The 13,697-nt window shown below is 62.3% G+C and carries 19 protein-coding genes; 7 read left to right on the forward strand and 12 right to left on the reverse strand.

Translation table 11 applies throughout. The features are described from left to right. Positions 1–65: 65 nt before the first annotated feature. From NKI16_RS20520 to NKI16_RS20530, 3 genes are read right to left on the reverse strand one after another with little or no spacing between them, the layout of a single operon-like run. Entirely contained in the window at positions 66–1,481 is a 1,416-nt protein-coding gene (locus tag NKI16_RS20520; RefSeq protein ID WP_023678416.1) for an ATP-binding protein, read from the reverse strand. 51 nt (positions 1,482–1,532) lie between these two features. After that, the gene (locus tag NKI16_RS20525; protein ID WP_023678415.1) at positions 1,533–2,252 is read right to left on the reverse strand and encodes a response regulator; all 720 of its coding nucleotides are present in this window, start codon (positions 2,250–2,252) and stop codon (positions 1,533–1,535) included. After that, positions 2,239–2,766, reverse strand: a complete 528-nt coding sequence (locus NKI16_RS20530) for a MarR family winged helix-turn-helix transcriptional regulator (protein ID WP_023678414.1) — start codon at positions 2,764–2,766, stop codon at positions 2,239–2,241. Before NKI16_RS20530 ends, NKI16_RS20525 begins: the two co-directional genes overlap by 14 nt. Positions 2,767–3,015: 249 nt before the next feature. Here NKI16_RS20530 and NKI16_RS20535 point away from each other — a divergent pair, with 249 nt between their 5' ends. From NKI16_RS20535 to NKI16_RS20545, 3 genes are all read left to right on the forward strand, one after another. After that, complete coding sequence (locus tag NKI16_RS20535; RefSeq protein ID WP_352623101.1) at positions 3,016–3,909, forward strand: branched-chain amino acid aminotransferase; 894 nt, start codon at positions 3,016–3,018, stop codon at positions 3,907–3,909. A 145-nt stretch (positions 3,910–4,054) separates the two neighbouring features. Then, positions 4,055–4,366: a hypothetical protein gene (locus NKI16_RS20540; protein ID WP_023678412.1), complete on the forward strand. Its 312-nt coding sequence runs from the start codon at positions 4,055–4,057 to the stop codon at positions 4,364–4,366. A gap of 176 nt (positions 4,367–4,542) precedes the next feature. Then, positions 4,543–5,184 carry an MBL fold metallo-hydrolase gene (locus NKI16_RS20545; RefSeq protein WP_352923633.1) on the forward strand — a complete coding sequence of 214 codons (642 nt, stop codon included), beginning with the start codon at positions 4,543–4,545 and terminating at the stop codon, positions 5,182–5,184. A 69-nt stretch (positions 5,185–5,253) separates the two neighbouring features. Here NKI16_RS20545 and NKI16_RS20550 read toward each other — a convergent pair whose 3' ends face one another. The 3 genes from NKI16_RS20550 to NKI16_RS20560 all read right to left on the reverse strand — a co-directional run bounded on the left by NKI16_RS20550 (position 5,254) and on the right by NKI16_RS20560 (position 6,511). After that, positions 5,254–5,664 carry a BA14K family protein gene (locus tag NKI16_RS20550; protein WP_023678410.1) on the reverse strand — a complete coding sequence of 137 codons (411 nt, stop codon included), beginning with the start codon at positions 5,662–5,664 and terminating at the stop codon, positions 5,254–5,256. Positions 5,665–5,856: 192 nt separating this feature from the next. Beyond that, positions 5,857–6,069 (reverse strand): cold-shock protein, encoded by a 213-nt coding sequence (locus tag NKI16_RS20555; RefSeq protein ID WP_006202521.1) that lies wholly within the window; start codon positions 6,067–6,069, stop codon positions 5,857–5,859. Positions 6,070–6,298: 229 nt separating this feature from the next. Beyond that, positions 6,299–6,511 (reverse strand): cold-shock protein, encoded by a 213-nt coding sequence (locus tag NKI16_RS20560; RefSeq protein WP_006202520.1) that lies wholly within the window; start codon positions 6,509–6,511, stop codon positions 6,299–6,301. 491 nt (positions 6,512–7,002) lie between these two features. Here NKI16_RS20560 and NKI16_RS20565 point away from each other — a divergent pair, with 491 nt between their 5' ends. Next, positions 7,003–7,404: a Kazal-type serine protease inhibitor family protein gene (locus NKI16_RS20565; protein ID WP_023678409.1), complete on the forward strand. Its 402-nt coding sequence runs from the start codon at positions 7,003–7,005 to the stop codon at positions 7,402–7,404. Positions 7,405–7,542: 138 nt separating this feature from the next. On the opposite strand, the gene NKI16_RS20570 is transcribed toward NKI16_RS20565, so the two are convergent. Next, positions 7,543–7,788: a hypothetical protein gene (locus NKI16_RS20570; RefSeq protein ID WP_023678408.1), complete on the reverse strand. Its 246-nt coding sequence runs from the start codon at positions 7,786–7,788 to the stop codon at positions 7,543–7,545. Next, on the reverse strand, positions 7,785–8,051 hold the full coding sequence (locus NKI16_RS20575) for a hypothetical protein (protein WP_023678407.1): 267 nt from the start codon (positions 8,049–8,051) through the stop codon (positions 7,785–7,787). Before NKI16_RS20575 ends, NKI16_RS20570 begins: the two co-directional genes overlap by 4 nt. 367 nt (positions 8,052–8,418) lie before the next feature. On the opposite strand from NKI16_RS20575, the gene NKI16_RS20580 reads away from it, so the two are divergent. From NKI16_RS20580 to NKI16_RS20590, 3 genes are all read left to right on the forward strand, one after another. Then, the gene (locus tag NKI16_RS20580) at positions 8,419–8,601 is read left to right on the forward strand and encodes a hypothetical protein (RefSeq protein ID WP_023678406.1); all 183 of its coding nucleotides are present in this window, start codon (positions 8,419–8,421) and stop codon (positions 8,599–8,601) included. Positions 8,602–8,611: 10 nt separating this feature from the next. Then, positions 8,612–8,878, forward strand: coding sequence for a DUF1488 family protein (locus tag NKI16_RS20585; protein ID WP_023678405.1), 267 nt, complete (start codon positions 8,612–8,614; stop codon positions 8,876–8,878). Between the two features lie 185 nt (positions 8,879–9,063). Beyond that, complete coding sequence (locus tag NKI16_RS20590) at positions 9,064–10,719, forward strand: tetratricopeptide repeat-containing sulfotransferase family protein (RefSeq protein WP_023678404.1); 1,656 nt, start codon at positions 9,064–9,066, stop codon at positions 10,717–10,719. Here the strand turns inward: NKI16_RS20590 and NKI16_RS20595 are convergent. The 4 genes from NKI16_RS20595 to NKI16_RS20610 all read right to left on the reverse strand — a co-directional run bounded on the left by NKI16_RS20595 (position 10,706) and on the right by NKI16_RS20610 (position 13,501). Continuing rightward, positions 10,706–11,059, reverse strand: a complete 354-nt coding sequence (locus NKI16_RS20595) for a DUF1428 domain-containing protein (protein ID WP_023678403.1) — start codon at positions 11,057–11,059, stop codon at positions 10,706–10,708. The genes NKI16_RS20590 and NKI16_RS20595 overlap by 14 nt on opposite strands. A 77-nt stretch (positions 11,060–11,136) precedes the next feature. Then, complete coding sequence (locus NKI16_RS20600) at positions 11,137–11,565, reverse strand: VOC family protein (protein WP_023678402.1); 429 nt, start codon at positions 11,563–11,565, stop codon at positions 11,137–11,139. A gap of 128 nt (positions 11,566–11,693) precedes the next feature. After that, complete coding sequence (locus NKI16_RS20605) at positions 11,694–11,867, reverse strand: hypothetical protein (RefSeq protein ID WP_023678401.1); 174 nt, start codon at positions 11,865–11,867, stop codon at positions 11,694–11,696. 104 nt (positions 11,868–11,971) lie between these two features. Then, positions 11,972–13,501: an ABC-F family ATP-binding cassette domain-containing protein gene (locus NKI16_RS20610; protein ID WP_023678400.1), complete on the reverse strand. Its 1,530-nt coding sequence runs from the start codon at positions 13,499–13,501 to the stop codon at positions 11,972–11,974. Between the last annotated feature and the right edge of the window lie 196 nt (positions 13,502–13,697).

A 13,697-nucleotide genomic window follows, 5' to 3' on the forward strand; every position in this document is an offset into this window, starting at 1 on the left:
CGCTTCATTGGCGCTCTTCACCATGGTTTCATGACGGGCCGATGAAGGCCCGGGTGTCGCTGCCGTCAAGCGGGGACCTTGATCACCGCCCGAAGGCCGCCGAGCGGGCTGCGTTCGAGGACGATGTCGCCGCCATGGCTGCGGGCAATGTCACGTGCGATGGAGAGGCCGAGGCCGGTGCCGCTGGCGTCGAGGTTGCGGGCCTCGTCCAGCCGCACGAACGGCTTGAATACATCCTCTCGCTTTTCGGGCGGAATTCCCGGGCCGTCATCGTCGATGGTGACGAGCAGCGAACCGCGCCCATGATTGGCATTGATCTCCACCGTCTTGGCATAGCGGAATGCATTGCCGACGACGTTGGACAGCAGCCGGGCAAAGGCATTGGGGCGCACGTGCACATGCGGATCGCCGACAAGCACGGTCGACAGCTTGCGCTTGCGCAGCGCGGCTTCCTCGCGAAGCTTGTCGAAGAAGGCTTCGAGATCGAACTGACCTGCGTCTTCCGAAGCTTCGCCGCGTGCAAAGGCAAGGTAGCCTTCCAGCATCGACTGCATGTCGTCGATGTCCTGGTCGAGTGCCTGGGTATCGGCCGCCTTGGTCCCGGCAAGCGCCAATTGCAGTTTGAAGCGGGTGAGGATGGTCCTCAGATCGTGGCTGACGCCGCTCAGCATGGCGGTACGCTGCTCGAGCTGGCGTTCGATGCGTTCGCGCATCTGTATGAAGGCAAAGCCGGCGCGGCGGACTTCCTCGGCTCCGCGCGGGCGAAAATCGCGCGGCATCGGCCGGCCCTTGCCGAAGCTCTCGGCCGCCTCGGCCAGCGTCAGAATCGGCCGGATCTGGTTGCGCAGGAAGGGAATGGCGATCATCAGCAGCACCAGCGAGGTGCCGACCATCCAGATCAGGAAAATATGGGTGTTCGATGCATAGGCCTGGCTGCGGCGCACGAAGACGCGCAGCACCTTGTTCTCGAGCTGGACGCGGACCTCGACGATATTGGAATTGCCGACCGTATCGATCCAGAACGGACGGTTGATCTGGCGGGTGATCTCGGACGAAAGGATCTCGTCGAGGATCGAGAAGAACGGCTTTGGCCCGGGAGGCGGCAGCGGGTCGGGCGGCAGGAGGTCGACTTTCAGCTGCATGCGATCCTGGGCGATGCGAATGACGTTGGCGTAGTCGGCGTCGTGAGGATAGGTCTCTATCAGGTCGATGATGGCGGCGATGTCGCGCACCGTGGCCTGCGACAGGCGCTGCGTCACGGTCTGCCAGTGGCGCTCCATGAAGACAAAGGCGACGACCGACTGCAGCATGATCATCGGCGCGATGACGATGATCAGCGAGCGGGCATAGAGCCGCTTCGGCATGTAAAGCGACACCAGGCGCCAGAAACGGTTCCAGGCGCGCGGCACGGCCTTGAGCGCCCGCGTCGCGCGAGCGCTCAAGCCGCCATCTCCCGGCCGTTCGAGTTGCGTGGTCGCCATTCGTCTTTTCGCTCACCGGCGGCCCGGCAAAGGACCGCTGTCGGCGACATTCTATTCCACGCTGAGCCGATACCCAATACCGCGCACTGTCTGCAGCCAGACCGGATTGGACGGATCGCGTTCGATCTTGCGGCGGAGCCGATTGATCTGGACGTCGATCGTGCGCTCGCCGACCTCGGATTCATCGCCGACAAGCTCATGCCGCGGTATCGTTTCGCCGGCACGCGCAGCGAAGATCGCCAGGATTTCCTGCTCGCGGTCGGTCAGCTTGAGCGCCTCGCCGCCGCGCTTCAGCTCACGCCTGGCGATCTGGAACGTATAGGGGCCAAAGACCAGCTGTTCGACCTTAGGCGTTGTCGCGGGGCCGCCGCGGCGCAGGATATTGTTGATACGCAGGATCAGCTCGCGCGGGTCGAACGGTTTAGGCAGATAGTCGTCGGCGCCGGCCTCGAGCCCGGTGATCCGGCTGTCGGTTTCGGACAGTGCGGTGAGCATCAGGATCGGCACGTTTTTCTCCGCCCGCAGCGCCTTGGTGAGGTCGACGCCACTTTCACCCGGCATCATGACGTCGAGCACGATCAGATCGAAGTCGAGGCCGGCGAGCTTGCGCCGCGCCTCGCCGGAATTTCCGGCGACGGTGACGCGAAAGCCGTTTTCGGTCAGATACTGTTTCAGAAGATTGCGGATACGGGTGTCGTCGTCGACCACCAGCAGATGCGGCGCGTCGTCTTCCGGTGCTGTCGGATGATCAACCCTCTCAATGGTCTCCATGGTTTTTCCCTGACATCTTTGCGGGCACAATGTCGATCTGCGCCCTTAGTTCCGGATTGACCATCGCTTCAAGGAACCGTTCGATAACGGCGCGTTCGGTGGCTCCGGAATCTTCCAATGCAGCATGGATGCGGCGCGACTGTGGCCGCGCCAGTGCCAGCGCCAGCGCACGGCCCTTGGCCGTCGGGTAGAGTTCGCGCTGGCGGCGGTCGCGGGGGCCCTGCAATTGCACGATATGGTCGGTGTCGATCAGTTGCTTGAGCACGCGCGCCAGGCTCTGCTTGGTGATCTTGAGCACGTCGAGGAGTTCGGCGACCGTCAGCCCGGGCCGGCGATTGACGAAATGCAACACCCGGTGATGGGCACGGCCAAAACCGTATTCGGCCAGGATCTGGTCCGGATCGGAGGTAAAGTCGCGATAGGCGAAGAAGAACAACTCGATGATGGCGAAATCGATGCCGTCCTCGTCGGTGATCGCCGTCCTGATCGGTTCTGCGGCTGCGTGGCTCGTCATCTTTTCTCCGTGTGAAGCAGGAAATTATGTCAGCACTATTGACGTATTTTCCGCGCGATGCTAATTTTTGGCAAGCTTTTCGGCGGATTGCGAACGAAAAGGCAAGCGAAGCCGTTTTTTCCGGAACTTCCTGAGTTTGCCAGACCTTAAATATCCGCCTACGCTTTGAGACAATGGCCGCCCACAGCGGCCGAAACGAAACACGCAACGACACAATGATGTGCGGGCCGCCGCCCGCGGGAGGTTACCATGGCATCCGTTCCCTTCGACCAACTGGACGGCTTTATCTGGATGAACGGCGAGTTCGTCAAATGGGCCGACGCCAAGATCCACGTCTTGACCCACGGGCTGCACTACGCCAGCGCGGTATTCGAGGGCGAGCGCGCTTATGGGGGCGAAATTTTCAAGCTGACCGACCACACCGAACGCCTGCATGAATCGGCGCGCCTGCTTGGCTTCAAGATACCCTACTCGGTCGCCGAGATCGACGACGCCTGCCGCACGCTGTTGAAGAAGCAAGGTTTCCAGGACGCCTATGTCCGGCCGATCGCGTGGCGCGGCAGCGAACAGATGGGCGTTTCCGCACAGAACAGCCGGATCAACTGCGCCATCGCCATCTGGCAGTGGCCGAGTTATTTCGACCCGGCGCAGAAGCTCAAGGGCATCCGGCTCGACATGGCCGAATGGCGCCGCCCCGACCCGCGCACCGCACCGTCGAAATCGAAGGCGGCCGGCCTCTACATGATCTGCACCATGTCCAAGCATGCCGCCGAGGCCAAGGGCTATGCCGACGCCATGATGCTCGACTGGCGTGGCCAGGTGGCGGAAGCGACAGGCGCCAACATCTTCTTCGTCAAGGACGGCAAGATCCATACGCCCAGGCCTGATTGCTTCCTCGACGGCATCACCCGCCGCACGGTCATCGACCTTGCCAAGGACCGCGGTTTGGAGGTGATCGAGCGCGCCATCATGCCGGAGGAGCTTGAAGGCTTCCACCAGTGCTTCCTCACCGGGACGGCGGCCGAGGTGACACCGGTTTCGGAGATCGGTCCGTACCGATTCGAGGTCGGCGATATCGCCAAGACATTGATGAACGACTATTCTGCGGCGGTTCAACCCAACCACGCGATTGCTGCAGAATAACGAAAGTCACAGGTTTTTTATCAAGTAGGGGCGGTTTTCGGGCCGCTCCTTTTATTTAAGCGTTTGCGCATTTGACTTTCATTCAATTCGGCGTCTCATGATGGCGTCGGCCTGGGAGGCTGGCAGCTATGGAGGGACTGGAAATATGGATATGAACACGCTTCTTCCGATCATTATTCAGGTGATTACGGGCATCATCGGTGGTCAGGCGGTGGGTGCGGCTATCAAGAGTGCGGCGATGGGGCAGCTTACCAAAATCCTGGGTGGCGCTGTCGGCGGCGTCGGCGGTGCGGCCATCCTCAACAGTCTGCTGGGTGGCGCGGTCGATCCGGCAGCAGCCGCCACGGCGGCAGGGGCCGGCAGCGCGTTGAACATTTCAAATATCGTTGGCGGTGCCGGCGGCGGCGCCATCCTGACCGGCATCATCGGTGCGGTCATGAACGCGATGAAGAAATAAGCTTCGACGTTTCAGGTTCTCAAATGGGCGGCTTCGGCCGCCCATTTCGTTTGCCGTTTGTGGGAGCGGTGGACGCCGTTCGCGTGTGTCTCTACATCAGGGCCTGGTTCAAGGTTGGAGCTCTCCTGACGCGTTCGAGGGGACGCGCAGCACTCCGACAGCGTGAAAGGACGAATATGGGTCAGCTCAACGCCGGCATCGTGCCGGTCACGCCGTTCCAGCAGAACTGCACCATCCTCTTCGACATGGACGACAGACAAGGCGTTGTCGTCGATCCGGGCGGTGACATCGACAAGGTGCTGGCGGCGCTCGAGGACAATGCGATCACTGCCGGCGCGATCTGGATTACGCATGGCCATATCGACCATGCCGGCGGGGCCATGGAACTGAAGGAGGCGCTCGGTATCGAGATCATCGGTCCGCATGCCGCCGACCGGCCGCTGCTCGCCAATCTCGAGAACCAGGCGAAGCGCTACGGCATCACCGATTCCGTGCGCAACTGTGTCCCCGACCGGTTCCTTGCCGAAGGCGAGACCGTTTCGTTCGGCTCGCACGAGTTCGAGGTGCTCCATTGTCCGGGCCACGCACCCGGCCACGTCGTCTACTATAACCGGGCGGCGAAGTTCGCGCATGTCGGCGACGTGCTGTTCCGCGGTTCGGTCGGCCGCACCGATCTGCCGGGCGGCAACCACGCCGCGCTGATCGCCTCGATCAAGGAGAAGCTTTTGCCGTTGGGCGACGACATCGGCTTTATCTGCGGCCATGGTCCCGGCGGCCGTTTTGGTGAGGAGCGGCGGAGCAATCCTTTTCTGGTCTGAAACCGCTTGCCGGAAACAAAAAGCGCGGCCTGTGCGACCGCGCTTTTTTCCGACGGGAAACTGCCTCCGCTAATTGGCGGTGCAGAAATGCTGTTCGCCGTCATAGCCGGTGAACGTGCCGGTACGGGCGTTGAAGCTCCGGTAGCGGTCCGAGCAGTATTCGTACCAGCCGCGGGTCCACGGCTCCGCATAGCTTTCGGCATAGGCCACTCGCGGCTGCACGTAATAACGGCGCACCGGGGCAGGCCTGTAGTATTCATCATCATAGGCCGGGTCGTAATAGCGGGGCTGCGGGCTGGCGAGCGCACCGCCGATCAGGGCACCGGCCGCAAGGCCGAGCACGCCGGCCGCAACGGCGTCGCCGTGGCCGTGGTGGCGGCGGTGATGGCGCCATTCGTCGGCATTGGCCGCGGGCAAGGTCGCAAGCGTGGTCGCAACGACCGCGGCGGACAGGATGGCAGTCTTGAAAATTCGGTTCATGTCGGTCTCCTTCGTGCCGGCCCGGGTCGTTTTCGGGGGATGCGGTCCGGCTTTAACGAAGATTAATATGCGACCGTGGCTGAACGGGGGCTGAACGAAATTTGACCAGGCGGTTCATCTAACTGGGCGGTTCAAGCGTGCGGCAAACACCGCAGGCCAGACCGGCCCACGTCCATTCTGTCCGGGGGTGGTTCAGCCGATCGACAGGTTGACGGCTTTCGGACCCTTGCCGCGCTTGTCCGGCTCGGTGTCGAATGTCACTTTCTGCCCATCCTCAAGACCGGGAAGACCCGACGCCTGCACGGCCGAAATATGGACGAAGACATCCTTTGCCCCGTCGTCCGGCGTGATGAAGCCGAAGCCCTTGGCGTGATTGAAGAATTTGACGGTGCCGGTCTGCGGCATGGGAAGCTCCTTTGATCCCACAAGTCCAGTCTCGGGCCGGCAAATGCCCGGACGGAAATTTGTCCTTTATTTTAGTGCCATCGGCAAGAGAAAGTTTTGCGGGTGCGGGCAAGCATCCCGGAACACAAAAGGCGCGACGAAAACCGCCGCGCCTTTACAGAATTCAAGTTCACTCCAAAAGCCTTGCAGCATCCTCACACCCCGAAAGGACGCGCGGCACGCTGTGGTTTCAGGCAGCGCGGAGATTGACCGCTTTCGGACCCTTGCCCATACGGTCGGGCTCGACATCGAAGGTGACCTTCTGACCGTCGACAAGCGTGCGCAGCCCGGAAGCCTCGATCGCCGAGATGTGGACGAACACATCCTTGGCGCCGCCATCGGGCGTGATGAAGCCGAAGCCTTTGGTAGCGTTGAAGAATTTAACGGTGCCGGTCTGGGCCATTGGGGAAACTCCTTCACCCGTGTCAGTCTTGGTGGTTCCGCCCGCCGCCTGGCGCCGTGGGCAAGTCCCGGTGGTTGCTTCGGCAGTCATGCATTGGCGCATGGGTAAAACCCCCCGCCGAAAACGGGGCTGTCAGAGATTCACAGTATCGGGGAAAGGTCGTCCAAAACGTTCCGCTCTCCGGGTCGCAAATGCCCGAACACAAAATTTATCGCACGGAAACGTGATGCTTGCAAGACACAGCCGCGGGCGGCCCCAACAGGCGCATCCCGACGCATCGCACCGATAGTCCCGGTTCTCTGCGCGGTCATCGGCCAGACTTCACCCAGGCATGGTCCAGCCAGCGGGGCAGGTGCTGTCTTGGCTTGCGCCGGCATACCGCCCTGGCTCGCCAGTTGCAAACAGGGGTTGCATCTGGCAGCGGAATGACGAGGATCGGCCTGACCCAGGCACCATTTGTGCAGGCAGGAGTTTCGAGGGAGGGAACATTCATGCGGTTTCTTGCGGCAATCTTTCCGCGGCAGGTTTTTTCCATCCTGTTCCTGTCGGCAATTCTCGCAGCCTGCACCGTCGTGGTGGATGATGAGGGGCCGGGGCCGCGCCCGCCACGGCCGGGGCCGCAATTCTGCACTAGGCAATATGACCCGGTCTGTGCCCGGCGCGGCGGCGACCGCCAGACCTTCGCCAATGCCTGCCTTGCCGAACGGGCCGGATACCGCATCATTCGCGAGGGCGAGTGCCGCGGCGGTGGTGGTGGCGGTGAGGAGCAGACATTCTGCACCCGCGAATACCGCCCGGTCTGTGCCCGTCGCCATGGCGAACTGCGCACATTCCCCAACGAATGCGAAGCCCGCGCGGCGGATTATCGCGTCGTCGATGACGGGCCCTGCTAGCGCACCGACCTACAGCCTGGCCGGATAAGCACCATCTGGGGGCCGGCGTAGAGCTCAGCGCCGTTCCCGTTGGAGATGCGCAGGCGACGCAGATCTGCGGCACCATCAGCATGTGAAGCAGCGTTGCGGCGCGTCGGCTCAGTTGGCCGGGTTGTCGACCGGTTCGAGATTGTCTTCCGTGGTGACCCGCTCATAGGTCTCCTGATCGCTGCGGATGCGATATTGCGGCGAGCCGTCCTTGACCGGCAGCCGGCTCTTGATCTGGAACAGCTCCGCGGTCTTTTGGGCAAGGCCGGTGCGGCTCTTCATGCGGACGGTCTGGCCGACGGTGAAGATATGCGCCGGCGTGTCCGTGCGCCGCGCATTCTGCTGGAAGCGGATCATGTGACATTCTCCTGGTCGTGCCGAAGCGCTGCGTCGAGCTCGGCATGGTCAATGGCGACAAGCTGGCTGGTCGCGCTTTTCACTGTCCTTGCCGGCAGATGGATGAAAGTGGCGACGCGGCGCCAGGCAGGCCAGGACATGCCGTCGATCAGTTCTTCGTCGTGGTCGATGTCATAGTCGCCGGCCGGCTGCACGCCATCCAGCCCGCCAAGCACGAAAGGTGCCGCGAAATGCGCTATGGAATGGGTGGTGCGAGCAGACATTCTTGTGCCTCGAAGTTCTCGCTTGTGCCTTGAAGTTCTCGTGCCTTGAAGTTTCTTTCCGGCCTGCCCCGGAAGCGGAGCCTGCATTGCGGTACCAGGTGTCGGCGATTTGGATAAGTTTGGCGGGCCGAGAATCCCTGACACCGCGGGGCCAAGCATGGCCCAAAACGGTTTCATACCAATAGTCTGAAAATACGGCTTATTCAAGAAGTTTTCGGCCTCTTACCCCTACCAACGTCAAATTACTTTTCTATAGTTATCCGCAGAACGATGATACGGTCCCGGTGCACCTCAAAAATTGTTTGAAGAACTTCCGAAAAAATTCCTCCGGCATTTGTATTTATCTAGCAATGGAAGGAAGAGAGTCATGAACTCCGCAAGAACACCGGATGTCCCGACAGTTGCAGTCAGTCCTGTCGCAAAGCCGATAAAGGTCTTGTCGCCGCGTCTCACGATAAGAAGCGACGAGGCGGCAAGGCGAAGGATTGCCGACACCGACGGCACGGCGCGGCGGGCGCGCCAGCTTGCCGAAAGCAACCGCCTGATTTGACGCGCAAGCCATGACGCTCAATTTTCCCAATCCCAGCCGCTCCTATGACGCGGCGGCCAAGCGCATTCGTTTCGTCGGCCATGACGGCATGCTCGAAGTCCCGTTCTTTGTCGAGGTCGCGGCACTTTCGGCGGCAAACCCGGCAGCAAGCGGAGCCGAGGCCGAATTTCTCAGCGCCTTCGACGCCAAGCGTTCGTCGATCCACGAGATTGCGCGCCAAGCCTACTCGCACGGCCGCAGGAACATGTATGTGCTGACGCCGGCCGACTTTCGGTAGGCTCCCCCCGGGTTCGAAGGTTTGCTTCGCAGCGACCGCCGTCTGCTCTTGCACGCGCCGCAGCGATGGCCTAGATCGCGGCAGGCGGACAACACGGCAGGTTTCCCATCAACAGAGATCCGAGACAACCGGCAGGCGCACGTTACGGCTCAGGCGGACAGCCGCCGCTGGGGCTCGACCAGCACGTGCAGCAGGCGCTGCAGCTGCACCAGGCCGGGCGCCGGCAGGAAGCCGAGGCGCTTTACCGGCAGGTGCTGGCGCAAAAGGCCAACCACCCGGCTGCTGCGCATTTCCTCGGGCTTCTGCTGCACCAGACCGGGCGCAGCGCCGAGGGGCTGGCGCTGATCGAACAATCGGTGCGTCTGCAACCGAACAATCCGGATTTCCTCAACAATCTCGGCACCGTGCTGCGCGACCTCGGCCGGGTCGCGGCCGCCGCCGATCTCTTCCGCAAGGTGGTGGCGATTCGGCCGGACCAGCTGGCGGCGCGTGACAATCTCGGCTCGTCGCTGAAGCAGCTCGGCCAATTCGAAGGCGCCGAGGATATTTATCGCGGCACGATCGGCCGTAACCCGTTCCATGTCCGCGCCCGCGTCGGGCTTGCCGAAACGCTGCAGGAAGCGGGCCGGCTGGATGAGGCACTGGCTGTCTTTCGCGAGGCGCTGACGATCCGGCCGAAGGATGCCGATCTTTTGCACGGCCTGGGTGTCGGGCTGATGGAAAAGGGCAATCTCGACGAGGCTGCGGATCTTTTCAGGCAGGCGCTGGCTGTGGACCCCGGCATGGCGAGGACCTGGCTGATGCTTACCCAGGTCAAGCGCCAGAAGGAGCGCGACGCCGAGCTTGCCCGCATGGAGGCGGAGCACGCCAAGGCGCCGCAAGGCAGCCTGGCGCGCATGCAGCTTTCCTTCGGCCTCGGCAAGGCCAATGACGACCTCAGGGATTATGGCCGCGCCTTCGACTATTTCGCCGAAGGCAACGCGATCCGCCGCCAGGGCATCGACTACGACGCCGGCAAGACGCGCGGCGAGTTCGAGGCGATGAAGGCGGTGTTCGACAAGGCCTTTTTTGAAAGGCACAGGCCGAGCGGGATAGCCGACGACACGCCGATCTTCGTCGTCGGCATGCCGCGTTCCGGCACCACGCTGGTCGAGCAGATCATCGCCAGCCATCCGCAGGTCTATGGCGCCGGCGAGCTCAGCATATTGAAGACGGCGGTCGGCAAGCAGTTTCCGCTCAGCATGAAGGGCGGCTTTCCCTGGGGCATCGCCGACATGCCCGACAAGGCCTATGCCGAGGCCGGCCAGGCCTATCTCGACATGCTGCACGCCCGCTATCCGGGTTCTCGGCACGTCACCGACAAGATGCCCGGCAATTTCCTCTTGGTGGGCTTCATCCATTTGATGCTGCCGAAGGCCAAGATCATCCATTGCGCGCGCGATGCGGCGGCGACCTGCCTGTCGATCTACAAGGTGCACTTCCGCGGCGACAGCCATCGCTACGGCTACGATCTCGACGAGCTCGCCGATTTCCACAATCTGTACACCGACATCATGGCGCACTGGCACGCCGTGCTGCCTGATGTCGTGCACGACGTTCGCTACGAGGATTTCGTCGCCGACCAGGAAGGCCAGTCGCGGGCGCTGATCGCCCATCTCGGCCTGCCGTGGGACGACGCCGTGCTGTCGTTCCACCAGACCGACCGGCCGGTGCGAACGGCGTCGGCTGCGCAAGTGCGCCAGCCGATGTATCAGGGCTCGGTCGACCTGTGGAAGCGCTATGGCGACCGGTTGAAGCCGCTGCACGACAAACTTGATCGAGGGGCGCCTACAGCTCGATGAAGGGCTGAAAACCGCCAAAGATCATGCGCTTGCCGTCGAACGGCATGGTCTCCCAGTCCGACTTGAGGCGCGGGTCGGCCATCACCTTGGCCATCACCGCGTCGCGGCTCTGGCGCGATTCGTAGACCACCCATGAGAAGATGACGACCTCGTCGTCCTTGGCCTGCACGGCGCGCGGGAACGAGGTGAGCTCGCCATAAGGGACGTCGTCGCCGACGCATTCGACGTAGGCAAGAGCACCGTGCTCCTTCCAGACGGCGCCGCCGGTTTCCGCCAGCTTCTTGTAAGCATCGAGCTTTGCCTTCGGTACGGCAAGTACGAAACCGTCGACATAGGACATCTGATTTCCTCCATGCGATCGTTTTCCTCTCCCTCTGGAGCGGGAGAGGTGATTTCAGACACAGCCTGTGTGGAATGCTAAGCTGCTTTCACCGGTGCGTTCATTGCCCATTCGACGCCGAACGGATCACGCATATTGCCCCAGCGATCGCCCCAGAACATCACCTGCAACGGCACGACTTCCTTGCAGCCCGCCTCGACGGCTCGCTGCCACCAGGCGTCGATGTCGTCGCTGCCGAGATGGAGCTGCATGGTGTAGCCCTGCGGCTTCACAGCGGCCATTCCATGCTCGGGATAGAAGTCGGAAAGCATCAGGGTCGAACCGTTGATGTGGAGATGGATATGCATGGTGCGGCCCTGTTCGTCCGGCGGATAGGCAAAGACCTGCTCGGCACCGAAGGCCTTTTGGTAAAATTCTGCGGCTTTGAAAGCGCCGTCCAGCTGAAGGTAGGGCGTCAATCCGCCAAGCACTTTGGCGGCGGGCTGGGTCTGCGGCTGGTCATTCATGTCATGCTCCTCTTTGCGTCTGGTTTGCCTTTGCGAACCACAGGACGAACGAAATGGCGACGATCCTACACGGCCGATGGTTTTTTGGATTCGAAATGGCGCCTGCCGCGACGGCCAACTGCCACCTTTCAACCTTCGATGCGAATCCGCGGGCTGTTTTGCGCGTCGACGACGATTTCCGGCCAGCCAATATCTTTGCGCAGCTCGATCGGCAACGAAAGGATGGCGCGTTCGCTGCGATAACGGGCGCGAGCCGCCGAGTAACGCGTCACGGCGTAACCTATGGATGACAGAATAGACATGATGCTTTCTCCTCGATTGGCGCCGGCATCACCGTGTCGGCAACCCAAGGACGTGGCATGCGATCATCATCCGACAGAGCGCCGGAATTTTTTTCCGCAAGCCTTCAGCCGCCGGCTTCGGCAACCTCCCGGAAGAACTCCTCCGGGCTGTCGATCTCGGTCAATCGCCGTTTCTCGATCAGCCAGAAGCGGTTGCCAACCGCGCGGATGAAGGAGCGGTCGTGCGAGGCAAGCAGGCAGCTCGCCTGATGTTCCAGCAATTCCGCTTCCAGTGCTTCCTGACCATCGATATCGAGGTGATTGGTCGGCTCGTCGAGCAAATAGAAGTTGGGATTGGCGAGCCTGAGCGCCAGCATCATCAGCCGCGCCTTCTGCCCGCCCGACAGCACGCCGATCCTGCGCTCCTGCATGTCGATGCTGACGCCGGCGCCCGCCAGCAGCGAGCGGGCGCGCTGCTCGCCGACATCGAATCTGCGCGAGAGCATCGCCAGCGGCGTGTCGTCGCCGCCGATGCCCGACAATGCCTGGTCGCTATAGCCGAGCACCGTCGACGGCGTCACCTTCAGGCTTTGCGCCGCTGTTTCCGGCTCGACGATGGCGTTCCGGATCAGGCCGATCAGCCGTGACTTGCCGACGCCGTTACGGCCGAGCAGGACGATGCGGTCGCCTTGGCAGATGTGGCGCTTGCCGGTGCTGAACAGAACCGTGCCGTCAGGTGTTCCGACCACCAAATCGTCGAGCGTGATCAGCACCTTGGCATGGCTGCCGCGATTGGCGAGCTTGATCGCGCCCGCTGATCTTTCGCGGTGTGCCGGCGCTGCCGCTTCTTCCAGACGCTCTGCCCGCTGGTTGAGCTGCTTGGTCTTGACCGTCAAAAGGTCGCTGCCGGAATTGATGCCGATATTGTTGAGCTTGGCGGCCTGCCGGCGCAGCTGCTGCGCCACTTTCATGTCGCGCTGGAATTTGCGCTCGGTCGAGGCATCGACTTCGCTCAATGCGTCCCTGGCTCGTGAATAGGGCAGCGAGAATACCGGCGACTGTTCGGGGCGCAGGAACAGCGTCCGGTTGGTCGTAGCATCGAGAAAAGCGCGGTCGTGGCTGGCAATCACCAGCGGCACCTCACGTGGCAGCGCGTTCAGCCAGGTCTCGAGCTGGCTGATCTTGCCGAGATCGAGGTGATTGGTCGGCTCGTCGAGAAGCAGGACGTCGGGGTCGGTGACCCAGACGCGGGCGATCAGCGCCAGCCTTTGCCAGCCGCCGCTCAAGGCCCGCATCGGCCGCTCGCGCATCGGCTGCGGCACATCGAGCGAGTCGAGAACCACGTCAACGCGCCATTGCTCGCTTTCGGCCTGCTCGGCCGGCAAGGCGTCGGCCACGACCTCATGAAAGCTACGCCCGGCCAAGGCTGCGGAGACGACTTGCTCGACATAGCCGACGCGCAGGCCGCGCGTGCGGGTGATGTCGCCTGATGTCGGCTCCATCTCGCCGGTCAGGCACTTCAGCAAAGTGGATTTGCCCCGACCATTGGCGGCGACGATGCCGAGCCGGTCGCCGGTGCCGATGGTGAGGTCGAGGTTGGAGAAGAGCGGCGCACTCATGGTGACGCCGAGGGACTTGAGGCTGATCAGGGCCATATTGATTTCTCTGGTCTTGCCGGAGCCCGGCTCAATGCACTTTGACGGTGCGCAGGCTGGCCATCAGGCTCGGCGTTGCAGCACCACGAAGGGCGGACCAAAAAATCGAAGCGGGAGAACCCGGACCGTCTCTGGTCAGCCCTGCAAGCAAGCTCGCAGGGCAGAGACAGGGCCGCGCTGACGGTGGTGAGAAAAT

The organism is Mesorhizobium sp. M0698, from assembly GCF_040320455.1.
In the GTDB taxonomy this organism is placed as follows: domain Bacteria; phylum Pseudomonadota; class Alphaproteobacteria; order Rhizobiales; family Rhizobiaceae; genus Mesorhizobium.